Source organism: Paenibacillus xylanilyticus (assembly GCF_009664365.1).
GTDB lineage: Bacteria > Bacillota > Bacilli > Paenibacillales > Paenibacillaceae > Paenibacillus > Paenibacillus xylanilyticus_A.
Map to the genome: position 1 here is coordinate 5,928,093 of NZ_CP044310.1, position 24,714 is coordinate 5,952,806.

Consider the following 24,714-nt stretch of genomic DNA (forward strand, 5'->3'; position numbering starts at 1 on the left):
TTAACGGACCCCCCGCTTTCGTGCTGCATCGTATTTTTCACTTGTGGATCTTCCGTTACGAATCAGGGAAACTGCCCCCGGAAGACTCCCTTGTCCGATGCGAACCAGCTCAGACTTATGCTCGTCTAACTGTTGTTCCAGCACCCCGCCAAGTCTGGCTGCAATCTCTTCGCTCTTCCATACATGCCAGTCTTCCATTAGAGGCGCACCGACGAGCATCGAAACTTCCGGCATATCATGCTGAACCATACCATGACACAAGGTCACAGGAACGGCTAGCGTCTGCGGAGAACGGCGAAGCAGTAGCCCGATGCCGGGGCGAAACCGAATGGGTCTTGCATCCTGATGCAGGATTTCACCCTGCGGAAAGATCCACACCCTTTTGCCGGATTGAAGCAGCCCTGTTGTGTACTGCATGGTCTTTCGGATCGCAGAAGCGCTCTCCTTGTTGATGGAGTATGCGCCGAGCTTGCGAAAGAAGGCATACTGCTGCAGCTGCCTCTCTTCCATCATAACGTAATGGTCCCCCGTTGAAGTACGGCGGGATGCATGATAGAGCAGCAGTCCGTCCCACCAGGAGCTATGATTCATGAAATAGAGAACAGGCCGGTTCGGGTCAATGTTAGAGCCTGACACGCTGTCAAACTGTGGATCCAGTGTCCCCGATAGCGTGAACGAACGAAAGCGACGACGCAGCAAGTAATACTGATTGTATAAATAAAACAGTCGGTTAAATGATTTTGACTTTGCGGCGGGAATCATAGAACCAGCTCCCTTCTGCTAGCAGCATGCCCACAAGCGCAATGATGAAACTGCCTGTGATGCCTTCTTTCCATGCAAGCAGGCCGAATAGCAGGATGAACAGCTGGTACAGCCACTTGGCCCGCAGCAGCGAACTGCGGTCAGCAGGCATGGCTGGAAGAAAGAGCGACAGGAACGCACCCATAATGAACCAACTGATGTAATTGGTCCAAGGGACGCCATAGAAGCCACCGGGGGCTTCCCAATGCCAGAAACCTCTGGCGTGCGCAACCGGATCCAGTACCAGATCCAGCAAAATGGCCCAGAAGCCGGTCTTGATTGCCCGAATCAGCTTGCCCTTCCAGGTCGAACCCCCGCCGCTTAACAGTGCAGAATTCCCGACGACGGCAATCCAGGCAAATCCCAGGGTAATCGGCACACTGAACAAGTGAACGCCGAAGAAGTCTGAATAGCCATATTCACCAAAGGGCCAATTCGTATGGACACCAATCCACTCTATTCCCATGCCACCCAGCCACAGAATGGCAGAAGACACCCACAGTCCTGGCTTCTTCCATATGACTGACTGGTCGGACATTCCATTTCTTCTTCGTCCCTGATAGATCAGTTCCACGACATAAAGTGCATAGAACACCAGAAACAGTCCGTTGGAAAATGATAATTGTTCAGGTACTCCAATGGTTAGCATTAGCGTGGCGCCAATGATGTACCATGCCCAATACAGACCCTGAATCATCAGGAGACCGCCGTACGGGAAGCCTGATAGGCGAGTACCGGATAACGTTTCACAATGGCTCCAAGCATCTCCAATTTCAGCTCATCGGTCACAAATGCCCGTTTGTTATATACGTCATAATCGTTACGTTCTACCGCATGCAGTATGGTGGAGTAGAAGGCTGCCGCCAGTTCAATGGCAAATGCACTTTCTGTAGGATAGGTCTCCAGCCGATCCATGCCAAGACGGAACCATTCGAGTGCTGAGGCTTTCAATTCCTGAATGATGGCTACAAACCGTTCGTCCACAATACCATCTGCCCAATCCTGTTCGGAGTACCCATGCTTTTCCATGATTTCGAGCGGAACATAACGGCGCGCTCTTGCCCGATCTTCCCCCACGTCACGAATAATGTTGACAATCTGCATGCCCTTGCCAAGAGCAATGCCGTTTACAGCCACTTCGGCACCATTGTCATCACGCAGCACAGGAAGCAGCATCTCCCCTACCGTTCCTGCTACAAGATAGCAGTAATGTTCCAGTTCCTTCATCGTTGCATAATGAGTTACCTCCAGATCGGTCATCTGTCCATCCATCTGCCGGAAGAAAGGTCCTTTGTCCAGGTGGGGGAAGTTCGAGAATAACCATCTCAGTGCAGGCCAGATAAAATGACCTTCCGCCTCTTCCAGGTATTCAAAATGATCCCGAATCTCATGTATGGTATACATCGAATTTTCCGGCTCATCCACACTGTCATCAATAATGCGGCAGAACGCATAGATCACATACACCGCTTCACGGCGCGGACTAGGCAAACCTCTGAAAGCCTGATAAAAAGAAGAAGATCCCTTCTGCATCAACTCTTCGCACCTGTTCAAAATCATTTCATTCATGTTCCCATCTCCTTCATGAGTAGATTGACGGCCATGCGTGCACTTTGCATTACGATTGGAACGCCACCGCCTGGATGCACCGATGCTCCTGCTGCGTACAATCCGCGTATCGTCGGGAACGGCTGCGGCTGCGGCCGATACACACCTGATTGAAACAGAATTGGTGCAATACCGAAGCTTCCACCGCCGTAGAGTCCATCTCGCTCGGCATCTGCGGGTGTGCGTACTTTCTTCCATCTGATTGCTTCACGAAGTCCAGGGAAACCGCGTTGTTCTGCTTCCTCCAGCACCCGTTCCACCAGAGCCCCACTTTCTCTGGACCAGTCCACACCTTCTGCGTCAGGCACCGGAACAAGGAAATACAATACACTTTGACCGGCTGGCGCAGCAGAATCATCTACAGCTACCGGGTTAAATACATAAAATGAAGGCTGTTCCGGAATACGGCGCTGATTGAATACTTCCCGCAAGCTTCCATCAAGACTGGGTGGCAGGAAAAATTGATGCGTCGTTGCATCTTCCCAGGTCTTGTCGATCCCAACATAAATCAACACACAACCGGATGAGGGACGATAGGGTTTCTTTTTGCGCACTGCTTCTGGTATGCCGCCCAGCAGACCCGTTAGATGAGGGAAATCGCCATTATAGATGACTGCGTCTACATCTTCCGAACCTGCGGCCGTTTCAATACCTCGGCAAACTCCTTGTTCAATACGCAGTCCCGTTACTTCCGTATTCAGCACAACACGCCCGCCACGCGCGATCAGTTCGGATTCCAGAATCCCCGGTAATGCAGCATATCCGCCCTTCACCATCCAGATTCCATATTCATGCTCTGCATAAGGAAGAAGGGAATAGATTCCCGGAGTCCCGAACGGCGAACCGCCAATATACAGACTCTGAAGTGAATAGGCATCAACCAGTTCCTCATGATGAAAATAATCTCCCACAGCTTTACGTACGCTTTTGTGTGCACGAAGCCTGCCCATCAGGGACATGAGAGACGGTGTGAAGAAATCCCTTTTCCGCGGAAAAGCTCTTTCCAGGAAAGCAGACCGTCCTGCCGGGAACAGGGTATCCATGTCCTTCATGAATCTTGTGAATCCCCCGCTCTCTCCCGGGAATAACCGCTCGATCTCGTCAGCCTGCTGACCGCGATCCGTCATCTTGGTCATGACACGTCCGCTGCTGTAGTGAACCCTGTATAACGGATCACAGCGGAGCAGCTCCACTTTGGAGCGATCCACGCCAGCCTCTTCCAGAATGCCATGCAGCATGTCGGGCAGAAGTACGATGGTTGGACCCTGGTCAATCCGATATTCCCCGTTCTGCTCATAGCCGATGCGTCCACCTACCCGGGAACCTCGTTCGTAAACGGTGACGTCCCAGCCCTGCCGGTTCAGCAGCAGTGCCGAGGTCAGCCCGCCAATGCCTGCTCCTACAATGGCTGCCCGCTTCATGAATGGCCTCCGGCTTCAGCAGTCTTCACATAGGAAGACCGGTTCGAACGGGTTTTGGCATCCTCTTCCTGGATCAGCCTGACACTGATTCGAGCAGACTCAAATATCGTAGGCAGTCCGCTGCCCGGATGGGTTCCACCGCCGACCAGCCATACCCCTTTCAGCTCTTCGAACTGGTTATGCGGACGCAGATACATCATCTGACCCAGATTGTGAGCCATGTTAAATGTCGCACCGCGGTACACATCCAGTTCATTTTCCCAGTCAAGCGGGGTAAACATCATGGACTCTTCAATGCGGCTCCGAATGTCTGCGAGCTCCGGAATCGCTTCAAGCCGCTTCATCATCGCCTCGCGTACATTCTCCCGTTCCACATCCCAATCAATGTCCCCTGTAAGGTTCGGCGAGGGCATAAGCACATATAATGCAGATTTTCCTGCAGGTGCGAGTGTCGAATCGAGCTTGGAAGGGTTATGAATATATAGAGACGGGTCAGCGGACAATACTTTGTGCTTCGTGATCTCATCCACGTTCAGTCGGTAATCTTCAGGAAAGTAGATCGAGTGATGCGGCAGATCAATCTCTCCGTCTACTCCCAGATAGAGCATTGCAGTAGAGCAGGAGTACTTCTTGCGTTTCATTTTTTCCGGCGTATATTTCTTAAGCACACCCGGTTCGAACAGATGATTCACCGCATGGGCAAAGTCTGCATTCACGACCACGTGATCCGCTTCAATGCGTTCTCCGTTCTCAAGCAGAAGGCCCTCCGCACGGCCATTGTTCACGATAACCTTCTTCACCGAGCAGGATGTATGTATACGTCCACCATATTCCTTTACAATGTCAGCCATGCCCTGGAATACACGATTTACACCGCCAATCGGATGAAACAGCCCATAATGGTGCTCAATGAATGACAGAATCGTGAATGTACCCGGACAATCCCAGGCAGACATGCCCAAATATTTGGATTGAAACGTAAAGGCCCAGCGCAAACGCTCGTCAGTAAAATAACGGGACAGGATGCCATAGACGGTATTGTTCACGTCCAGCTTCGGGAGAGCCGTTAGCGCATCCTTGCGCAGATAATCTGTCAGCTTGCCGAAAGGCCGGCGCAGCAAAGGCATGACTTTACCAAACTTGACTTCCTCATCCTGCATGAACCTCAGGTAATTATCTTCGTTACCAGGGAACAATTTCTTGATCTGAGCAGCCGTATCTTCACGATTACGGGAAGGCGTGAACACCTTATCGCCGAAGTTCAGGGCATACAAGGGGGTCAGTTCCTTCAGCTCCACGTAATCGGACAGTTTGCGTCCTACCAACTCGAACATCTCTTCAAGCAGCCCGGGCATCATCAGAAACGTCGCGCCCCGGTCGAATCGGTATTCTCCGAGCTCCAGCCTGGCAGAGCGTCCACCAATGACCGGTTGTTTCTCATAAACGTCCACTTCATATCCCTGACCGGACAATAACATGGCCGCTGCAAGCCCGCCTGGACCCGCGCCAATTACAGCCGCATGTTTACGTTGCTGATTAGATATCATGCCACTCACCTTTCTTATGGTCCAAAACGCACTTATACCATTCTTAGTCTATTATTAAACCATTGAAGTATCACCGAAGCGGATTATAGCCAAAACGTTATACAAATATAATACAAATATTATACGAGCTTGTAAACATAAATATGACTCATGGGTCAAATAACTGCAAAAATGATCGTTAATATCAAGAAAAGACACCCCCTGACGCACTTGCGTCAAAGGATGCCTTTTCAATTATAACCAATACATTATTATGGGATAACATTCGCTCGTTAAACTCTTCGTCAGAGACAGTAATCGTCCGATGAACGGCTGCTTATCCCTGTGTTCGGGTTGGATTGTCTGTCAGATACTCGCGCTCAAGCCATGCCTGCCAGTCTGATGAATCCTCCGGCATGATCCACTCCGGATAAGCTGCATTCTCATTGCGCTCATAACCCTTGCCTCCAAGGATAAAGCGCATATGCGGAAACTCGTTCATAATGCGATCGACAAGCCGGTCACTCTGCTCGCTTAAGGCTGGGTTCGTAATGGAGAGACAGACCAGTTTGATCTTTTGCTCCCGGATTATGGGAAATACCCCTTCCTCGGGAGTATTGGCACCAAGATATAATACTTCGGCTCCATTTTTGCGCATAAACAACGAGAACAGCAGCAATCCCACCTGATGATGCTCCCCCTCCGGACAGAGTGCCAGAACTTTGGGCAGATGCGGATAGATCGGGAACAGATGGAAAAACTGATAGAACCGCTGTGAGATCAGCTGGGTCATAAAATGTTCCTGTGCGACTGAGGCTCTGCCCTGCTCCCATGCATCCCCCACACGAACGAGAATAGGTACAAGCACATGGTAAAACATCGAATCATATCCATACATGGTAAACCCAAAATCGATTAACCCGTTTGCACGTTCACCTTGGAAATGGTAGAGCGAGTCGTATATCTGATCAGCCATGCGTAAGTAGGCCTCTTTCATTGTGGGAACAGGTGCAGTAAGTGGAGCCGGGATGACCGCTTCTGGCGGTGCTGCTTTGTTTTCTTTTAACATCCGTACGGCTTCTGATATGTTGGTCTGATGCTGTTCAACCTGCTCCTTCAGCCAACGCAAATCTTCAACATTTTCATCTGTATACAATCGATAACCCGATTCCGTCCGTTCAGGGGTTACCGCACTGTACCGATTCTCCCAAGCCCGGAGCGTAACCGTTGGAATGTCCAGCATGGCAGCGACTTGTTTGATGGAATACACTTGATTACCTACTCTCTTTTCTGAAATATCCCGACCGTCAATAGGTTAACGAATACTTCCTCCGTCCTTGTCAGGTATATGGAAATCCCAACATTCTACAAAAATAATACACTCATTATACACAACGGCCACACACCTGTCGATTGCATTCAGGCAAATCGTATATGAATAAAGTACATTTCTCCCTGTCCCCTACACAGCCTGCGTCAATGCTCATGACAGAGTGGTAATAGTAGTCAGCACGTTTACAGAAAGGGGATATGCCGTTGTTTAATACAAGGCGCTCATCATCAGAACACCAAACATCCAGACGTCGTTTTCCATACATACGAACAGCTCTTGGACTCCTTATTCTATGGCTTGTGGCCGTCATGTTATATCAAACCTATAAACCACTGCCCGCTGGCATTTCCTACGAAAGCCCGGAATATCGCGTAGACGAGGTCGCATTCCTTCATGATCTCACTTATCCGTCCGAAGACGGGCAGATGGAACACGAGCAGCAGATTTTTCAGCGCATGCTGCAGATTGTGGAGGAGGCCGGGCAATTTGTTGTGGTGGATATGTTCCTGTTCAACAACTATCAGCATAAGGGTCAGCACTTTCCGCCAGTTAGCGTAGAATTCACAGATGCTCTGGTTGCCAAAAAAAAGCAGCATCCGAACATGCAGATTCTGTTCATTACGGATGAAGTGAACACCAATTATAATTCGGCACCTAATGAACTGCTCGAACGAATGAAGCAGGCTGGCATTGAAGTTGTGATTACCAATGTGGATCCGCTCCGGGATTCGACACCCGTATACTCGGCTGTGTGGCGTACGTTCTTCCAATGGTTTGGCCAGTCGGGAGATGGCTGGATTCCGAATCTGATGGCAAGCGATGGCCCGGACGTTACGATGCGCTCTTACCTTAAGCTGCTTAATGTAAAGGCCAATCACCGCAAGGTGGTGGTCAGTGAGAAAAAGGCAATTGTCTCCTCCGGCAACATCCATGATGCTAGTGCCTACCACTCCAATGTGGGGTTTGAAGTTACAGGACCCGTCATTGGAGATATCCTTCAATCGGAACAAGCCGTACTGGACATATCAGGGGGAGGTCAAGTTCCTTCCTACACAGCTCCTTCCACCGATCCAAACCAAGGCGATCTGCGCATCCGCTATCTGACCGAAGGAAAAGTGAATGATGCCGTACTGCATGAGATCAATCTGACGGAAAAAGGGGATACCTTGTGGATGGGCATGTTCTACATTGCTTCTCCAAAAGTACTGGACGCATTGCTTGATGCTTCCAAACGGGAAGTAGATATCCGGCTTGTGCTTGATCCAAACGAGAATGCATTTGGTCAGGAGAAAATCGGTATCCCGAATCGTCCTGTAGCCGCCGAGCTGCATGATAAATCGGATGGCAAGATCCAAATCCGCTGGTACAACACAACCAAGGAGCAGTATCACACCAAAATGTTGTATATTGCCAAAGCCACCGGGGATCATATTGTGCTTGGCGGATCAACCAACCTTACGCCCCGAAACATGAATGACTATAATCTTGAAAATGAACTATGGGTCGCTGCGCCTGCGGATAATGAGTTCAGTCGCAATGTGGCGGATTATTTTGAACGCGTGTGGAATAATGAGGATGCCGAGTTCACTCTGAACCTGGACGAATTCCAGGAGAAAACCACTTTCCTGAAGGGAATCCTCTATAAACTGCAGCTCATATTGGGATTTACCACGTTCTAAGCTGCCCTGAGCTGTGTATCGGTCGCCTGTGAAATTTCTGCAGGCGGCTTTTTTTGAATGGACTTGACATCTGATGTAAAATATGAAAATATGGTCTCCTAACGACCGTTAGGAAGGTGAATAAAATGACAGCACAATCCATACGTAATGCGGCCTTGTTCCACTTTGCCAGAGATGGATATGAAGGGGCATCCCTTCGGGCTATTGCTGACGATGTAGGAATTAAGAAACCGTCCATATATGCTCATTTCAGCGGCAAGGAAGACTTGTTCCTCCAGGCACTGGCTCATGCTTTTCAAGAAGTAAAACGCCGTACATTGGAATATTTCCGCGATCATGCCGAACTTCCCCTGGAAGACAGACTTAAGGGAGTGTTTCCCTGGTTCGAACAGGAATATAACGCCAGCCCTTCAACACGCTTGATGCTGCGCATGTCCTACTTCCCCCCTCCCGGACTGTACAACGAAGTCATGGACATCGCGCATCCATTTCTTGATGGCATGGAGCGATCACTGAACCGGCTCCTGCAGCGAGCGGTACGTCATGGAGAATTACCTTCCATTCCAACGGAACAAGCTGCCATTGCCTTCATGACCTCTCTTGACGGGATTACCGTGGAAATCATTTATGGGAGCTCACGTCGGTACAATAGACGTCTTGAGGCGGCATGGCCTGTCTTTTGGCATGGCATTCATCATTTGAACGAAAAGGCACAGAAGATCGTGCCGGAAGGAGAAGCATCATCATGAACCGCAACTGGTTATACGTATTTATCGGAGGCATCATCGAAATTGTCTGGGTAAGCGGACTGAAGCATGCCTCCAATCTATGGGAATGGGCACTGACCGCTGCAGCTATTATCATCAGCTTCGCCCTAATCATCGCAGCCTCCAAGAGATTGCCGGTGGGCACGGTCTATGCCGTATTTACCGGAATCGGTACCGCAGGCACCGTGCTGGCGGAAATGCTGCTGTTCGGGGAGCCATTCCGTCTGGCCAAAATCCTGCTGATCGGACTGCTGCTCTGTGGCGTAATCGGACTGAAGCTTGTGACGGATCAGCAAGAAGAAGCGAAAGAAGGTGTGGCATAATGGCATGGTTAGCAATTGTAGGCGCAGGCATCTGTGAGATTTTCGGCGTAATTGGAATCAATGGCGCTTCGACCAAAAAGGGCTGGCCTTATATCGTGCTTATGCTCATTTCCTTTGTATTCAGCTTCTCACTGCTGTCCTATGCGATGACCTCCATTCCGATGGGCACCGCTTACGCTGTCTGGACGGGCATTGGTACCGTTGGCAGCACCTTAACGGGCATGTTCCTGTTCGGTGAGCGCAAGGAGGCCAAAAGGCTGCTGTTCATTGCCATGATTCTGGTGGCTGCAGTCGGATTGAAACTGATTACGTAAAGATGGTTTTCATTCTGTAAAAACTAGGGCGACTTCCATCTGGAAGTCGTCTTTTTGGTATATCATGTAAATAGGCATATGTACTCTGTGAATATGGAAAGGATGACTGGTATGAAGAAATGGTTGGTCGGTCTCAGCTCGCTTGCAGGCTATTCATTCCTAGCCCTCCTGGCTGCATTTTATCTGGTTGCACTGACAGTCATCATTATTCTGGCCATACATGCCTTCGGGAATGGAGCATAGTTCTTTACACGTTCTTACGTTTATCCACGGCAATGCTCACTTCCACCTCTCTCTCCTCCTTGAAAAACCGAACTGCTCTGATTGTTTAAATTTCCAATTCCCTCCCATTTGAATTCGCCCTTCCACTTCGTTTATACTTGTTTTGACCCTGAAGTCAATTCAAGAACTCATAAGTTCCGCAGATGAGGTGAAGGTATCGTAAATGAATCCAATTCATGAAATGAATGAGAAGAAAAAACTCATTATAACGACAGCTCTCAAGCTGTTTTCTGCTAAAGGCAGTGCTGCAACGTCCATGCAGGAAATTGCGGAGCTATGCGGCATGTCCAAGGGAAGCCTCTACCTGATTTTCAAATCCAAAGAGGAATTGGAAGCCAGTACGATGGAGTACTGCATCTATACCCTGCTGGATGAAATGTCACAGATTGAACATGAGGCTGGCCTCACATCACGAGAACGTCTGCACAAGCAGATTGAGACGCTGCTGCTTCATGTATCCGAATTAAAAGAATTCCTTCGGGTGCAGCTGCGCAGCATGATGATGGATGATGAGCAGCAGCATCCCGGCAGGAAATGCGACCCGCATCAAAGGGATATGGAGATCCGAACCCTGCACTGGTTCAAGGATAAGCTGGAGGATCTGTACGGTCCCGAGATTGAGCCATATACTGTGGATCTTATTTTGCTGACGCACGGACTTTTCCTGTCCTACATCAAGATCTGGTTTACGGAGATGCCATCCCTTACCGTATCCAAAATGGCCGCGAATCTGCTGCAAACGATGGATTATGCAGCGTACGGTTTGCTGGATCAGCGACCTGAGCCTTTGATTAGCTTGGAAAACTGGCCGGCATGGACCAGCGAATCCAATACGGATTCCACCATGATGCGTCACCCCATTCACATCATCAAACAGATGCAGGATATCGTAACTACCGATCTGTCCGCAGGACAATCCCGAAACGATGCGTTAGAAACCATCGCCATTCTCAAGCAGGAAATGATGGAATTCACGCCGCGCCGGGCCATTATCCTGGGCATGATGCACAACCTGGAGAACATTCCTGCCATCGAATCGTTGCACTCCGAGCTTCAGCATATTCTGGATGCCATGTATAGCCGGTTCATCCAGGCTGACTCGTCAAACAAATAGAAACAGGGAGAACAGAGAGGAGAAGAGACCATCGTATGAAAGGAATCATTAATTTTTCACTGAACAACAAGTTTGCGATCTGGATCCTGACCATTATCATTTCCTTCGCTGGTTTGTACAGCGGACTGACGATGAAACAGGAAACCATCCCAAACATCAATGTGCCATTTCTAAGTGTCACGGCGATTGATCCCGGAGCGGCTCCAGAAGGTATCGTAGAGGATGTGACCAAGCCGCTGGAACAGACTCTGCGCAATGTGGAGGGAATCAAGACACTCACTTCCACATCCATGGAGAATGCGGCTTCCATCACACTGGAATTTGATTATGGAACAGATCTGGACAATGCTACTGCAGCTGTTCGCGAGGCGCTAAATGAAGTGCAGCTTCCGGACGGTGTACAGAAACCGACCATTTCCAAATTCAGCATCAATTCATTCCCGGTTGTCTCACTGAGCTTGTCCGATAAGGACGGCGGAGATCTGGAGCAGTTGACCAGACTCGTTGAATCCGATATTCAGCCTGCACTCGAAGATATCGACGGTGTAGCCCAAGTACAGGTTTCCGGTCAGTATGTCAAGGAAGTTCAACTGAAGTTCAACCAGGACAAAATGAATGAACTCGGCCTGACAGAAGATACCGTTAACAGCATCGTTCAAGGTTCCTCTGTCCGCGTTCCACTCGGATTGTTCGAACTGGACGAAGCACAAAAAGCCGTTGTAGTTGATGGTAACATCATTGATCTTGATGACCTGAAGAACCTTGCCATTCCTGTGGTACCTAGCGGCGCAGGTGCTGCAGCAGATCCATCTGCTCAAGCAGGCGGTGCTGCAGGCCAAGCAACAGCTCCGGATGCCGCACAGGGATCGACCCCGTCTGCCGCACCATCCGCGGGTGGAAATGCAAGTGCAGGCAGTGCTTCCGGTGCTGCCAATGCCGCAGGAATTCCTACGGTGAAATTAAGCGAGATCGCGAACATTGAGGTTATCGGTCAGGCCGAATCCATTTCACGGACAGATGGCATGGAGTCCATCGGTATCTCCATCGTGAAATCCAATGACGCCAATACCGTGGATGTCGTGAATGCCGTTAAAGACAAAGCGGAAGAATTGCAGTCGCAATTCAAAAATGCCCAACTGACGGTATTGCTTGACCAAGGTAAGCCGATTCAGGATTCCGTCAATACGATGCTTGGCAAAGCGGTGTTTGGTGCCCTGTTTGCCATCCTGATCATCCTGTTGTTCCTGCGCAATATTCGTTCAACCATTATCTCGATTATCTCGATCCCGCTCTCCTTGCTCATGGCATTGACTGCGCTCCTGCTCATGGACATTACACTGAACATGATGACTCTGGGCGCCATGACCGTTGCCATTGGACGGGTCGTGGATGACTCGATCGTTGTTATCGAGAACATTTATCGCAGATTGACCCTGAAGGGAGAGAAACTGAAAGGCCGTGAACTGATCCGGGAAGCAACTCGTGAAATGTTCATTCCGATCCTCTCTTCCACAATCGTAACCATCGCCGTGTTCCTGCCACTGGCACTCGTTAGCGGTATGGTAGGCGAACTCTTCATGCCATTTGCATTAACCATGGTATTTGCGCTGCTGGCATCCTTGCTAGTAGCTATCACCATCGTTCCGATGCTGGCTCATACCCTGTTCCGCAAAGGCCTGAAGAACAAGCAAAATCATGAGGAAAAACCAGGGAAGATGGCAGAGGGTTACAAACGCCTGCTGAACTGGACACTTTCGCATAAAATCATTACCGTTGGCATCGCCGTAGTCTTGCTCGTCGGCAGTTTGTTCCTGTATCCGTTCATTGGTGCAAGCTTCTTGCCAGAACAGCAGGACAAATATGTGACGATCACATACAGCCCGGAAACCGGCTCCCTGCGTGAAGACGTTGAAAAAGAAGCGCTTGCTGCTGAGAAATATTTGCTGAAGCAGCCTGGCCTGGAGAAAATGCAGTATTCCATCGGCGGCAGCAATCCACTGAGCAGCTTGGGTGGAGGAAGCTCGAACTCGGCACTCTTCTATATCGAATACAATGAAGATACCAAAGATTTCAGCCAAGTGAAGGAACAGCTTGTAGAAGGTTTGCGTAAAGAAGTTCCCGTAGGTACCTGGAGTGAGCTGGATATGTCCGGCGGTCTGGGAGGCAGCAGCCTGAGCATCTCCATCTACGGCGACAATGTGGAACAGCTCAAGCCTGTCACGGATGAAGTGTTCAAGCTGGTTGAAGCAGATACCGAAAACTTCGAAAAAGCTGACACCACACTCTCTGACACGTATGGTCAATATACCCTCGTTGCAGATCAGGAAAAGCTGAGCTCGCTCGGTCTGACTGCAGGCCAATTGGCTATGGCACTGAGCCCTGTACAGGAACGCCCGGTACTGACGGAAGTGGATATTGATAACAAAACCTATAAAGTGTATGTCGAGACAGATCAGAAGACATTCGACAGCATCACTGACATTGAAAATGAGACCGTGACTTCTCCGCTCGGCATCCAAGTACCGATCAAGGATGTTGCAAACGTTGAAGAAGGCACTTCTCCGAACTCGATCATGCGCATTGACGGCAAAGTCGTTGCACAAGTTTCGGCTACCATCCTGGCTTCCGATGTGCAGAAGGCTTCACAAAACCTGCAGGATAACATCGACAAGCTGGACCTGCCTGATGGCGTTGAGGTGAAATTTGGCGGTACAACCGAGCAGATCAATGACACCTTTACCCAACTCGGTCTTGCCATGCTGGCAGCCATCGCCATTGTATACTTTGTACTTGTCGTTACATTTGGCGGCGGTCTCGCACCATTCGCCATCCTGTTCTCCCTGCCGTTTACCGTTATTGGTATCATGGTAGGTCTGTTCCTGGCTGGCGGCACCATTGACGTCTCTGCCATGATGGGTGGACTGATGCTGATCGGGATCGTAGTCACCAATGCAATCGTCCTGATCGACCGTGTCATTCACATGGAGAAAGACGGCATGTCTACGCGTGAAGCCTTGCTTGAAGCAGGGGCAACACGTCTGCGTCCAATCCTGATGACTGCTCTTGCAACGATTGGTGCCTTGCTGCCACTCGTTACTGGACTGGAAGAAAGTGCGGGAATTATCTCGAAAGGCTTGGGTATTACCGTTATCGGCGGTCTGATCAGCTCTACGCTGCTCACCCTGGTTATTGTGCCGATCGTGTATGAATTCCTGATGAAATTCAAGAAGAAAAGAATCGAAGATTAAGCTGCTCCATTGAATTTCGGTTCATAAAGAGCAATACGGAATTATAAAAAACCTCCTGGTTCTCCATTGGAATGATTGACCATTTCAATGAGATCAGGAGGTTTTTTGGTTTGACCATTAAGGGGCCCCTTCCCTAAATGTCAGGTAAAACGACACTAATCTGAACCTGGATTATTCAATATTACAAAGAAAGAAGTCTAGTTTGTGATGTAAAACAAATCAGCGTTAGATTTCAGCCCATCATCGGTAAACGGACTTATAATATAGCTTAATTATGTAAGTTAACGGATTTTAGACAGGTCATCCAGCTCGTACATCACAACATAACAGACGCTCTTCAGAAACCTGCATCATGAGGCGGGATTGCAATCGACATGCAATTGGGGAAGGACGGTGGTTGTATGGGGGAAACGACGCTCCAACTTCAGATGAGAGACATGTTGAAACGGCCTGTATTTCGCAAGGCAGAGGTACTGGCCAGTGAACGGGCACTGGAGAGGTATGTCCGTTGGGTCCATATTATGGAGGTACCGGATGTAGGCGATTTGTTAAACGGAGGAGAACTGGTGCTGACTACCGGCATCGGCTGGCAGGCTGATGAGCAGCAAGGTTTGTCTTTTCTGCGGCAGTTAATTGCCCGTGGTGCGGCTGGACTCTGTATCGAACTGGGGATTCACACCAAGGCACAACTTGGAGCGATGAAGGAAATCGCAGCAGCAGATGACTTTCCACTGATCTGGTTCCATGAACAAGTCCGCTATATTGATATTACACAGGACCTGCACTTCGCCCTGATTCGCAATCATCAGCGGATGCTCGCCGAACTCGACAATCTGACTACCTCGTTCAACCAGCTCCTGCTAAACGGAGACGGCGTACAGCCGCTGCTTCGCTTGTTATCACGCACAACCGGCTGCCCGGTTGCATTATACCCACTCGAGGGGGAAGCCAGTGCTGTTCCTTATTGTCCACCAGAACAATTGGAGAACCGCAGAATGGCTTGGTTAACCCAGCGCAACCATTCACCTGAGTCAGGACAATCAAGCCATTCCCATCGTTTGGAGCAGCCCATGAATGCCTATACCCTGCCTGTTCAAGCGCTCGATTACACCTTCGCAGACCTGGTGCTCTTTCTCGAGAAACTTCCCGAACACGAGCCCGAGTCACTGCGTCACAAACCTACTGATGAATTTGTCATTCAGGCACTGGAGCGCTGCGCGGCCGCTATTGCACAGGACTGGATGCGAACCAAATACATGGAGGAGAAACGTCGTTACAAGGAAGATATGTGGGTCATCGACTGGCTGAACGGACATCACACGGCCAAGGAAATTCAAGAGTACCTGTCCGCCAGCCCCCAGCTTGCTGCCAGCAAAGGCACCGTCGTTTTGTTTGACAGTAATCCGAATTATACCGACAGCCTCAAGCTGCAGAAGCTGCTTATCCAGCGCAATATCGTCGCCCGCTCTGTATTCTCCAGGGAAGGGTTCTCCCTGTTCAGCACGGTATTGAATCATCAGATCATCCTGATCATCCTCGATCCTCAGCCAGGTCCTCAGCGCAAAAGCCATCTCTGGCGCTGCATAGAGCAGCTCCAGCAGCACGAAACCGACCAGACCCATCGTCTGTTCTCCGGTCTGCTGGGCATCGGTCACAGCTGTGCCGATTTGTCACGACTCAAGGACAGCCTGGATACGGCCAAGGAAACGCTGCGCATTCAAAAGGATACCGGACCCATGCAGCAGCCGTTTTACAGCAATCTCCACGGTTACCGCATCATCGCCGGGATGAAGCAGAGCGGTAATCTCGAGGATTTTATTGAGGAATACCTCGGCCCCGTCATCCGGCATGATGCAGAGAAAGGCGGCCAGCTGCTGCGCACACTCAAGCAATATTTCGTGCTGTGCTGCTCCAAACAGGAGACCGCTACTGCCCTATTCATTGTCAGACAGACCCTCTATCACCGGCTCGACAAAATCGAAGCTTTGCTCGGAGAAGACTATATCCTCCCCGAGAAACGCGTCGCCATCGAACTCGCCATCTACGCTTATGAATACGTTCATGGCCCAATTGCATAGATGGCAAGAGGACTATGCCCCCGCTGTTCCTGAAGCTGCCGGATCAGAAAGTGGACGAACCACTTTCGTCCGGACGCTGTACCCACATGCTGCTCTTTCATTTCGCCCGGATGTTCAGGATGTTCCCATACGACACTGGCACCCTCCAAATGTTCCTGGACCGAATAGATTCGATATCCCAGCGCAACCATTCGTTCGATCGCCACTTTCTCCGCTTCAAATGCTTCATTCTCCAGCATTCACCTCAACCTCCCGTCACTGTCGTAACCGCCTGCCGCCCAGGCATGGGGGCACCTGCATCGTATTTGGCACGCTTCACATACTGGCCAGATCCTGCCGCACCTGCAAACTGACGATCCTTAATGACATACTCCCCCCGACACAGCACGGTAACGGGACATCCCTGTACCTGCATGCCTTCGAAGGCGCTGTAATCCACATTCATATGATGTGTACTCGCCGATATCTCCCTGGAAATGGAAGGATCGAAAATAACGATATCCGCATCGGTACCGACTGCAAGCGTTCCTTTCTGCGGAAACATCCCAAACAACTTGCTCGCCCGGGTAGAACACAGATCTACCCATTGATTCAATGAAATACGTCCCTTGGCAACTCCCTCCGAATATAAAATGCTAAGCCGGTCCTCAATGACAGGCCCACCATTAGGAATTTTGCTAAAGTCATTCTTCCCCAGATCCTTCTGCCCCTTGAAATTAAAGGAGCAGTGATCGGACCCAATCGTCTGCAACTGGCCGCTCTTCAGTGCGTTCCACAACACCTCCTGATGGGAGGCTTCCCGCAGTGGCGGGGACCAGACATACTTCGCCCCTTCAAAATCAGGCTGATCCATGATGGACTGATCCAGCGTCAGATACTGCGGACATGTCTCGCCCCAAATCCGGTAACCCATGTCACGCATGCGTGCAATCTGCTCCACAGCTTCGGCACACGTCACATGCACAACATACAGCTGCGAATCCGCAAGGGCAGCCAGACGTGCAGCGCGTCCTGTCGCCTCTCCTTCCAGGATGGAAGGACGGGTAAGGGCGTGATGAATCGGCTCAGTCCGTCCTTCAGCGAGCGCCTGCTGCACAAGCAGATCGATGACATCGCCGTTCTCGGCATGCACCATGACCAGGGCACCGTACTCCTTGGCCTTTTGCAGCGTCTGATAGAGGATGCCATCATCCGCCTGGAACTGGTTTTTATAGGCCATGAACACTTTGAAGGAAGACACCCCTTCTTCCTCAATGACCTGCGGCAGTTCCTCCAATACCTGATCATTCATCTCCCCGATCATCAGATGAAATCCATAGTCGATGGCAGCCTTCCCCTTGGCCTTCGCATGCCATTCCTTCAGGGATTCGGTGAGCAGTTTGCCTTTCTGGGTCAGACAGAAATCAAGGATTGTCGTTGTTCCGCCAAACGCTGCGGCTGCAGTTCCCGTTGCAAAATCATCCGCGGTCACTGTCCCGCCAAAAGGCATATCCAGATGTGTATGCGGATCAATACCGCCGGGAATGACATAACAGCCGGAGGCATCCACGATCTCCGTTCGGTCATCCGCCACCATGCCCATGCCAATCTGCGTGATTTTCCCGTTCTCGATGAGTATATCTGCTTCAAATGTGTCCGCTGCCGTGACCAACACGCCATTCTGAATCAGTTTGCGCCCACTCATGATATCGCCTCCTTGGTTGATTGATCTCGAATCGATTGCAGCACAGCAATCGCAGATTGACGTTCATTCCAGGTTAATGGAGTCTGTTCAGGTGCTACCTCGACCATTTCAATGGCCCCGTCCACCGGACATACAATCGAGCATAGGTTACATCCCACACAATCTTCCTCGACCACTTCCAGATAGGCGCCGGAAGGATCGGTCAGCATATCGATACACTGGTGCGATGTGTCCTCACAAGCGATATGGCACTTGTTGCAGTTAATACAGACATCACGGTTAATGCGGGCAACCACTTTGTAGTTGAGATCCAGATTACCCCAGTCCGAGTATCGGGGAACTGTCTGGCCCACAAGTTCCGCCACACTGCTCAGGCCCTTCTCATCCAAATAATCGTTCAGCCCGTCAATCATATCCTCCACGATGCGAAAACCATGATGCATCGCTGCCGTACACACTTGCACGCCTGTCGCTCCCATGAGCAAAAACTCTGCTGTATCCCGCCAATCGGATATGCCGCCAATTCCCGAGATGGGCACGCCCACTTCCGGATGGCGGGCACATTCGGCCACCATGTTGAGGGCAATCGGCTTCACCGCTGGTCCGCAATAGCCGCCATGGGCCCCTTTGCCGCCTACATGGGGAACGGTATTCCACGAATCCAGATCCACCCCCGCCAGAGAGTTAATGGTGTTGATAAGAGAAATGGCATCCGCACCCCCGCGCACTGCGGCCCGGGCTGTTGCCGTAATATCCGTAATATTCGGTGTCAGCTTCACGATCACGGGGGTCGTCGCGACTTCCTTCACCCACATCGTCTGCAGTTCCACCAGATCCGGCTGCTGACCGGAAGCCGCCCCCATGCCCCGTTCGGCCATTCCATGGGGACAGCCGAAGTTTAACTCCAGTCCGTCTACCCCGACGGCTTCCACCTTTTTGACAATTTCATGCCACTTCTCTCGCTTCGGTTCTACCATCAATGATGCAATGACCGCGCGATCCGGGAAGCGCTTCTTGGTTTCAGCGATCTCCCGCAGATTGACCTCCAGTGGACGATCGGAGATCAGCTCAATATTGTTGAAGCCCGCTACCCGCTGTCCGCCGAAATGTACAGCGGCAAAGCGGGATGACGTGTTAATGATCGGTTCACCCAGTGTCTTCCACACCGCACCTCCCCAGCCTGCCTCGAAGGCACGCTGCACCTGATATCCCGTATTCGTCGGCGGCGCGGATGCCAGCCAAAATGGATTGGGTGATCGAATACCTGCCAGATTTATCGATAAGTCAGCCATAACGATCCCTCCTTGGTGTTGTTTGCATATATGGTCTTGCTCTGCACTCGGTGGCTTCATGGTCTGAACACCATACGAAGCACAAGCTCACCTCAAGCCGTCTCCTCCACCTGTCCAGGCAGTGCCTTCATCAGTGCGGCTGCAGCCAGCTTCCCCTGCTGGGCAGCCGAGACAACCATGGCCTCGCCTTGCCCCTGGCCGAAAATCACATCCCCTGCCGCATAGATCTGTGGATGAGACGTTCGGTAGGTCTGCTGCTCCACCTCAATAACGCCCCAGTGATGACGCAGACCGAAGGCTTCAATGAGAGGCAGCAGCCGGTTCTGTCCGATCGCCCGGACAACGGTATCACATTCAATCACGAACTCCGTTCCTTCTTGGGGTACGGGTAATGCTCGCCCGCCTCCTGGGGGCGTGACCAGCTCCATTTTCACGCACTCCACAGCCCGGACTCGCCCATTCTCATCGCCAATAATGCGCTGCGGCATCGTAAACCAGCGGAACTCTACCCCTTCCTGTTTCGCAAACGCATATTCAAACGCATAGGCCGTCATCTGACCCTCTCCGCGCCGATAAAGCATCTGTACACGTTCTGCTCCCAGACGTACCGAGCAGGTGGCTGCATCCACTGCCGTGTTGCCCGCACCTATGACAGCTACTCTTAGACCATTCAATGCAGGCGGTACGCCCTGTTTCGTGGATTCCACCAGTTCGATGGCATCGTACACCCCTTCCAAGCTCTCTCCTTCGATCCCAAGCATCGGAACAGAACCCATACCACAAGCCAGAATGACAGCTTCATGCTGTTCCAGCAGTTGTTCAGGAGACAGATCCACGCCTATGCGTACACCGTACCGGATGTGTACTCCCAGCGCTTCAACCTGCTCCACTTCCCACAGGGACACTTCCTGAGGTAAACGAAAGGAGACGATCCCGTACGTATTTAATCCACCACCCTTGGGCTTCGCTTCATAGATCGTCACCTCATACCCTGCACGGCCAAGCTCTCTGGCTGCGGACAAGCCGGCAGGCCCGGCGCCAACAACAGCGATGGAACGGCCATTGGAGGGGGCTGCCTGAAACAAAGGTTCATTGGCCTCCCGTGCCCAGTCCGTGGCATATCGCTGCAGATCACCGATGCGAATGGGCTTCGACGATTCGTTAAGTACACAGGCGCCTTCGCACAGTTCCTCGGTTGGACAGACTCTTGCACAGCTGGCTCCTACCGGATTGGCATCCATAATGGTTCGGGCCGAGCCTTTCAGATGACCTGTCGAGATTTTCCGAATAAACGAAGGGATATTGATGTCCGTTGGGCACGCCTTGATGCAAGGTGCATCGTAACAGTACAGACAGCGGTTGGATTCCTCCATCGCTTCCTTGCCTGTCATGGCGGGTTTCATCTCGGCAAAACGGCTCTCCCATCCATAATCGGATAACGCTGCTCCCGTGCTGTTTATCATGAACATGCACCTCCTAGGGATTGAATTAGGGTCCGGGTTCTTTTTTGAATACAACCCTTCAAATGCCAGTTACAGGTTAACCAGATGCTCATACGTCTCAGGGCGCCGATCCCGGTAGAATTGCCACACATTGCGCACTTCACGAATGATTTCGGTATCCATCTCGCCGATGACGATCTCATCCTGATCCCTGCTGCCCATGGCAACCATTCGTCCGCGCGGGTCCACCAGATACGACTGACCATAAAATTCCCCCATATTCCAAGGCGCCTCCACGCCTACCCGGTTAATGGCAGCCACGTAATAGCCGTTGGCAACGGCGTGGGCAGGCTGTTCCAATTTCCACAGATATTCCGATGTACCCGCCACCGTAGCTGACGGATTAAACACAATCTCCGCTCCGGCGAGTCCGAGCAGTCGGGCTCCTTCCGGAAAGTGCCGATCGTAGCAGATGTACACGCCTAATCTGGCGTAAGCCGTATCAAATACCGGGTATCCCAGATTCCCGGGCCTGAAATAGTACTTTTCCCAGAAGCCGTTCGTGCCCTCGCCTGCTTCCACATGCGGGATATGGTGCTTGCGGTACTTGCCAAGATAAGAGCCATCGGCATCAATGACGGCAGCCGTATTGTAATACGATGCAATGCCCTCTACCTCGTACACAGGCAAAATGAACACAACGCCAAGTTCCTTCGCAAGCGCCTGAAAACGCCTGGTTGTCGGTCCCTCCGGCACCGGTTCGGCAGATGCGTACCATTTGGGATTTTGTTCGGTGCAAAAGTAGGGTCCATAGAAGACCTCCTGCAGTCCGATAATCTGCGCTCCTCGTGCTGCAGCCTCACGGACCAGGGTGATATGCTTCTGAATGGCAGCCTCCTTGTGCTCTTCAACCGGTGCCGATCCTTCCACTTCATGCGAAGCCTGAATCAGGCCTATATTGATTTTCCCCATACGCCAGTAACGCCTCCTTCTACCCAGATTAGGATGTATTAGAGATGAATTCGATCGTTCATCGGTTCCTTTTTCATATCAGAAAAGGTGAATCAGCCCTCCGATTCATCGTCAGCAGGCAGCTGCCCGCATATCTGCCGAATCGTGCGGTATAATACCTCCGTTCCCAGCGCAATGTCCTCCGGGAAGGAATACTCACTCGGATGATGGCTGATCCCATCCTTGCTGCGGACAAAAATCATGCCATAGTCGCACGCATAAGATAGCGCCAGTGCATCATGGAATGGACCACTCATGAGCTCCGGCAAGGACAAGTCCATCTCCGCTGCAGACGAGCGAATAGCTGCCTTGATTCGTTCCGCACAGTAGCGCGGTTCACTATTGGTATCTTCAGCCACGGAATAGGTAAGCCCATGCTGACTGCATACTTCAGCAAGCACATTCATCAGCCGGGCTTCAAGCTGGTTGCGGCGATCCATCTCCATATCGCGCAAGTCCAAGGTGAAGCTGACTTCTTCAGGGATGATGTTGCGCGAGTCGGGGAACACCCTCAGACTGCCCACCGTACCAACCGTGGGGGCAGCCGGATCTGCTCTAACCATGTCGTCAAACGCTGCAATGACTCTGGCACTGCCAACGAGCGCATCATGACGCATGGCCATCGGTACCGAACCGGCATGCCCTGCCATGCCCTTGATCGTAATCGTTAGCCATAATGGACCGGAGATACCCGTGACCAGTCCCACCGGGGCATCCAGCGATTCCAGCACAGGGCCCTGTTCGATGTGCAGCTCCAGATAGCTGCCGATGGAATTAGGTGCATAGACTCCTTCAGCAAATTTCTCTACCGAGCATCCGAAGGCTTCCAGCGCCTCCCGGCGAGTCACCCCGTTCCTGTCCTGCCGCTCCAGTTCTCCATCTTCCAACTGCCCGGTCATTCCCCGGGAGCCGAACAAGCCTTTGTTAAATCGGGAACCCTCTTCATCGCAAAAAGCTACGACCTCAATTGGCATCGGAGGCTGAAGGCCACTCTCCATTAGGCACTGCACAGCTTCCAGGCCCCCCAGGACACCAATGGCACCATCATACCGACCGCCATAAGGCTGTGAATCAATATGCGAGCCAATCATCAAGATGGGCTGCGCAGGATCAGTACCTTCCAGGCGGCCAATCAGATTCCCGAATGGATCCAGACGGGTCACCAGTCCGGCTTCTTCCATCCAGAGACGCACCTGGATAATGCCTTCCATATCTTCAGGGGTGAGGGCAAGCCGGCAAACGCCCGTCTCTCCGATTCGTCCAATACGGGACAATTGTTCAATTCGTTCATTCAGCCGAAGATGGTTAATGCCTATTCCGGTTGTGGTCTGCATCTTGCCTCGCCTCCACGTGGTTTATTTTTCAAACGAGTTATACAAGAGTCATTCCTGGAATTATCTATCCAGCCACTATCCTGCCTCCACACTCCGCAGTGCCTTAAGCAAACTTTCCGCGATCAGCTCCAGCTCATCCTCCGTGGTGACAAAGGGCGGTGATATCGTCAAAATGTTGGCGAAACCGGGTACCGTGTCCCCGTTCTTACCGATAAGAATGCCGTCTCTCTTACAACTGGCCAGCACGTGTGCCACCTTCCCTGCATCAGCTGGAGAGCCGTCCGCCTCTATAAGCTCGATGCCGCAGGCGAAGCCAAACATTCGAACATCTCCGACCACAGGCAGCTCCTGCAGCGGCTCCAGCTTCTCACGAAGGACTCGCCCCAGTTCATCCGCACGCTCCACCAGATTTTCACGCTCCAGAATTTCGATGTTGGCCAGTGCTACCCGGCAGGAGACCGGATTCCCGCCGAAGGTGTTCACATGGCGAAAGTGAGCATCCGGTCCGGGTTCCCGGAACGTATCATACAGCTCCGCTCGCACGGCTGTAGCCGATAATGGAGAGTACGCGCTGGTCATCCCCTTGGCCATAGTGACGATATCCGGCTGCACCCCGTAATTCTGGTGTCCGAACTTCTGTCCCGAACGACCGAACCCGCAGATCACTTCATCCACGATCAGCAGTACACCATAACGCTCACAGATTTCCTTCACTGTACGCATGTAGTCCGGAGGCGGGACAATCATGCCGCCCCCCGTAATCACCGGTTCCATAATCACCGCAGCAACAGTCTCGGGGCCTTCCCAGCGAATGACCTCCTCATAGATGGTTGCACATTCGAGTCCGCACCCCTCCTTGTTCCGTCCAAACGGACAGCGGTAGCAATACGGGGGTGGGACATGGGAGAAACCCACACCCAGCGGCTCATACTTGATCTTGCGGGCAGCTTGCCCGGTGGCACCGAGTGCACCCATGGAGTTGCCATGATAAGCCCGGTGACGGGAGATGAACTTGTGTCTGGTTGGCTCACCATTCTGGTGATGAAACTGACGGGCTATTTTGAACGCCACCTCATTGGCATCCGATCCCGAATTGGAGAAAAAGATTCGATAGTCCCCCTCCAGCCATTCATTCAGCTTCTCTGCCAGCAAAATCGCCGGCTCATGGCTCTGGGTCATCGGCACATAAGCGAGTGCTTTCATCTGCTCATATGCACTCTTTGCAATCTCCTCCCGTCCATGCCCCACATTCACGCACCATAACCCGGACATGGCATCCAGATACCGCGTTCCATCCTGATCCGTGATCCAGCTGCCTTCCCCGCTGACCGCAATCATTGGATGATCATTATGAGGTGAGATGTGATGCCACACATATTTGCGGTCTTTCTCCAGCCATTCTTCCTTGGTACCGCCAAGCGGCTGAGGTTGCTGATCCACGGAGCTCATTTGCCATC

21 protein-coding genes are annotated in these 24,714 nt (G+C 51.5%); 8 read left to right on the top strand and 13 right to left on the bottom strand.

Annotation, left to right across the window (positions count from 1 at the left end):
- From F4V51_RS26510 to F4V51_RS26535, 6 genes are all read right to left on the bottom strand, one after another.
- The gene (locus tag F4V51_RS26510) at window positions 1-762 is read right to left on the bottom strand and encodes a lysophospholipid acyltransferase family protein (RefSeq protein ID WP_153980181.1); all 762 of its coding nucleotides are present in this window, start codon (window positions 760-762) and stop codon (window positions 1-3) included.
- Entirely contained in the window at window positions 731-1,498 is a 768-nt protein-coding gene (locus tag F4V51_RS26515) for a carotenoid biosynthesis protein (RefSeq protein ID WP_153980182.1), read from the bottom strand. Before F4V51_RS26515 ends, F4V51_RS26510 begins: the two co-directional genes overlap by 32 nt.
- The gene (locus tag F4V51_RS26520; protein ID WP_153980183.1) at window positions 1,498-2,370 is read right to left on the bottom strand and encodes a phytoene/squalene synthase family protein; all 873 of its coding nucleotides are present in this window, start codon (window positions 2,368-2,370) and stop codon (window positions 1,498-1,500) included. The genes F4V51_RS26515 and F4V51_RS26520 overlap by 1 nt, the downstream gene beginning before the upstream one ends.
- A complete protein-coding gene (locus F4V51_RS26525; RefSeq protein ID WP_153980184.1) occupies window positions 2,367-3,830 on the bottom strand; it encodes a phytoene desaturase family protein in 1,464 nt (487 codons plus the stop codon). Before F4V51_RS26525 ends, F4V51_RS26520 begins: the two co-directional genes overlap by 4 nt.
- Complete coding sequence (locus F4V51_RS26530; protein WP_153980185.1) at window positions 3,827-5,377, bottom strand: phytoene desaturase family protein; 1,551 nt, start codon at window positions 5,375-5,377, stop codon at window positions 3,827-3,829. Before F4V51_RS26530 ends, F4V51_RS26525 begins: the two co-directional genes overlap by 4 nt.
- A gap of 316 nt (window positions 5,378-5,693) precedes the next feature.
- Window positions 5,694-6,626 carry a MerR family transcriptional regulator gene (locus F4V51_RS26535; RefSeq protein WP_153980186.1) on the bottom strand — a complete coding sequence of 311 codons (933 nt, stop codon included), beginning with the start codon at window positions 6,624-6,626 and terminating at the stop codon, window positions 5,694-5,696.
- Between the two features lie 266 nt (window positions 6,627-6,892).
- Between F4V51_RS26535 and F4V51_RS26540 the strand changes: the two genes are divergently transcribed.
- The 8 genes from F4V51_RS26540 (at window position 6,893) to F4V51_RS26570 (ending at window position 16,494) form a co-directional block, all read left to right on the top strand.
- Window positions 6,893-8,368 (top strand): phospholipase D family protein, encoded by a 1,476-nt coding sequence (locus F4V51_RS26540; RefSeq protein ID WP_416226496.1) that lies wholly within the window; start codon window positions 6,893-6,895, stop codon window positions 8,366-8,368.
- 125 nt (window positions 8,369-8,493) lie between these two features.
- Window positions 8,494-9,117: a TetR/AcrR family transcriptional regulator gene (locus F4V51_RS26545; RefSeq protein WP_153980188.1), complete on the top strand. Its 624-nt coding sequence runs from the start codon at window positions 8,494-8,496 to the stop codon at window positions 9,115-9,117.
- Window positions 9,114-9,458 carry a DMT family transporter gene (locus tag F4V51_RS26550; RefSeq protein ID WP_110758598.1) on the top strand — a complete coding sequence of 115 codons (345 nt, stop codon included), beginning with the start codon at window positions 9,114-9,116 and terminating at the stop codon, window positions 9,456-9,458. The genes F4V51_RS26545 and F4V51_RS26550 overlap by 4 nt, the downstream gene beginning before the upstream one ends.
- A complete protein-coding gene (locus tag F4V51_RS26555; RefSeq protein WP_095291169.1) occupies window positions 9,458-9,772 on the top strand; it encodes a DMT family transporter in 315 nt (104 codons plus the stop codon). The genes F4V51_RS26550 and F4V51_RS26555 overlap by 1 nt, the downstream gene beginning before the upstream one ends.
- 111 nt (window positions 9,773-9,883) lie before the next feature.
- Window positions 9,884-10,015 carry a hypothetical protein gene (locus F4V51_RS29325; RefSeq protein ID WP_268893523.1) on the top strand — a complete coding sequence of 44 codons (132 nt, stop codon included), beginning with the start codon at window positions 9,884-9,886 and terminating at the stop codon, window positions 10,013-10,015.
- A 202-nt stretch (window positions 10,016-10,217) separates the two neighbouring features.
- Window positions 10,218-11,168 (top strand): TetR/AcrR family transcriptional regulator, encoded by a 951-nt coding sequence (locus tag F4V51_RS26560; RefSeq protein WP_153980189.1) that lies wholly within the window; start codon window positions 10,218-10,220, stop codon window positions 11,166-11,168.
- Window positions 11,169-11,203: 35 nt separating this feature from the next.
- Window positions 11,204-14,416, top strand: coding sequence for an efflux RND transporter permease subunit (locus F4V51_RS26565; protein ID WP_153980190.1), 3,213 nt, complete (start codon window positions 11,204-11,206; stop codon window positions 14,414-14,416).
- A gap of 401 nt (window positions 14,417-14,817) precedes the next feature.
- On the top strand, window positions 14,818-16,494 hold the full coding sequence (locus tag F4V51_RS26570) for a PucR family transcriptional regulator (protein WP_153980191.1): 1,677 nt from the start codon (window positions 14,818-14,820) through the stop codon (window positions 16,492-16,494).
- Here F4V51_RS26570 and F4V51_RS26575 read toward each other — a convergent pair.
- The 7 genes from F4V51_RS26575 to F4V51_RS26605 all read right to left on the bottom strand — a co-directional run bounded on the left by F4V51_RS26575 (window position 16,476) and on the right by F4V51_RS26605 (window position 24,706).
- On the bottom strand, window positions 16,476-16,733 hold the full coding sequence (locus F4V51_RS26575) for a hypothetical protein (protein WP_153980192.1): 258 nt from the start codon (window positions 16,731-16,733) through the stop codon (window positions 16,476-16,478). The genes F4V51_RS26570 and F4V51_RS26575 overlap by 19 nt on opposite strands.
- A gap of 5 nt (window positions 16,734-16,738) precedes the next feature.
- The gene (hydA, locus tag F4V51_RS26580; RefSeq protein ID WP_153980193.1) at window positions 16,739-18,178 is read right to left on the bottom strand and encodes a dihydropyrimidinase; all 1,440 of its coding nucleotides are present in this window, start codon (window positions 18,176-18,178) and stop codon (window positions 16,739-16,741) included.
- Window positions 18,175-19,470: an NAD-dependent dihydropyrimidine dehydrogenase subunit PreA gene (preA, locus tag F4V51_RS26585; RefSeq protein ID WP_153980194.1), complete on the bottom strand. Its 1,296-nt coding sequence runs from the start codon at window positions 19,468-19,470 to the stop codon at window positions 18,175-18,177. Before preA ends, hydA begins: the two co-directional genes overlap by 4 nt.
- Window positions 19,471-19,562: 92 nt before the next feature.
- Window positions 19,563-20,933 (bottom strand): NAD(P)-dependent oxidoreductase, encoded by a 1,371-nt coding sequence (locus F4V51_RS26590; protein ID WP_153980195.1) that lies wholly within the window; start codon window positions 20,931-20,933, stop codon window positions 19,563-19,565.
- Window positions 20,934-21,002: 69 nt separating this feature from the next.
- Window positions 21,003-21,884 (bottom strand): nitrilase-related carbon-nitrogen hydrolase, encoded by an 882-nt coding sequence (locus tag F4V51_RS26595; protein WP_153980196.1) that lies wholly within the window; start codon window positions 21,882-21,884, stop codon window positions 21,003-21,005.
- Window positions 21,885-21,976: 92 nt separating this feature from the next.
- Window positions 21,977-23,257 carry a M20 family metallo-hydrolase gene (locus F4V51_RS26600; protein ID WP_153980197.1) on the bottom strand — a complete coding sequence of 427 codons (1,281 nt, stop codon included), beginning with the start codon at window positions 23,255-23,257 and terminating at the stop codon, window positions 21,977-21,979.
- A 75-nt stretch (window positions 23,258-23,332) separates the two neighbouring features.
- The gene (locus F4V51_RS26605) at window positions 23,333-24,706 is read right to left on the bottom strand and encodes an aspartate aminotransferase family protein (RefSeq protein ID WP_153980198.1); all 1,374 of its coding nucleotides are present in this window, start codon (window positions 24,704-24,706) and stop codon (window positions 23,333-23,335) included.
- Window positions 24,707-24,714 lie beyond the last annotated feature (8 nt).

Coding starts and splice junctions, on each gene's coding strand:
- F4V51_RS26510 (WP_153980181.1), bottom strand. CDS start 762: ATGATTCCCGCCGCAAAGTCAAAATCATTTAACCGACTGTTTTATTTA.
- F4V51_RS26515 (WP_153980182.1), bottom strand. CDS start 1,498: ATGATTCAGGGTCTGTATTGGGCATGGTACATCATTGGCGCCACGCTA.
- F4V51_RS26520 (WP_153980183.1), bottom strand. CDS start 2,370: ATGAATGAAATGATTTTGAACAGGTGCGAAGAGTTGATGCAGAAGGGA.
- F4V51_RS26525 (WP_153980184.1), bottom strand. CDS start 3,830: ATGAAGCGGGCAGCCATTGTAGGAGCAGGCATTGGCGGGCTGACCTCG.
- F4V51_RS26530 (WP_153980185.1), bottom strand. CDS start 5,377: ATGATATCTAATCAGCAACGTAAACATGCGGCTGTAATTGGCGCGGGT.
- F4V51_RS26545 (WP_153980188.1), top strand. CDS start 8,494: ATGACAGCACAATCCATACGTAATGCGGCCTTGTTCCACTTTGCCAGA.
- F4V51_RS26550 (WP_110758598.1), top strand. CDS start 9,114: ATGAACCGCAACTGGTTATACGTATTTATCGGAGGCATCATCGAAATT.
- F4V51_RS26555 (WP_095291169.1), top strand. CDS start 9,458: ATGGCATGGTTAGCAATTGTAGGCGCAGGCATCTGTGAGATTTTCGGC.
- F4V51_RS29325 (WP_268893523.1), top strand. CDS start 9,884: ATGAAGAAATGGTTGGTCGGTCTCAGCTCGCTTGCAGGCTATTCATTC.
- F4V51_RS26560 (WP_153980189.1), top strand. CDS start 10,218: ATGAATCCAATTCATGAAATGAATGAGAAGAAAAAACTCATTATAACG.
- F4V51_RS26565 (WP_153980190.1), top strand. CDS start 11,204: ATGAAAGGAATCATTAATTTTTCACTGAACAACAAGTTTGCGATCTGG.
- F4V51_RS26570 (WP_153980191.1), top strand. CDS start 14,818: ATGGGGGAAACGACGCTCCAACTTCAGATGAGAGACATGTTGAAACGG.
- F4V51_RS26575 (WP_153980192.1), bottom strand. CDS start 16,733: ATGCTGGAGAATGAAGCATTTGAAGCGGAGAAAGTGGCGATCGAACGA.
- hydA (WP_153980193.1), bottom strand. CDS start 18,178: ATGAGTGGGCGCAAACTGATTCAGAATGGCGTGTTGGTCACGGCAGCG.
- preA (WP_153980194.1), bottom strand. CDS start 19,470: ATGGCTGACTTATCGATAAATCTGGCAGGTATTCGATCACCCAATCCA.
- F4V51_RS26590 (WP_153980195.1), bottom strand. CDS start 20,933: ATGATAAACAGCACGGGAGCAGCGTTATCCGATTATGGATGGGAGAGC.
- F4V51_RS26595 (WP_153980196.1), bottom strand. CDS start 21,884: ATGGGGAAAATCAATATAGGCCTGATTCAGGCTTCGCATGAAGTGGAA.
- F4V51_RS26600 (WP_153980197.1), bottom strand. CDS start 23,257: ATGCAGACCACAACCGGAATAGGCATTAACCATCTTCGGCTGAATGAA.
- F4V51_RS26605 (WP_153980198.1), bottom strand. CDS start 24,706: ATGAGCTCCGTGGATCAGCAACCTCAGCCGCTTGGCGGTACCAAGGAA.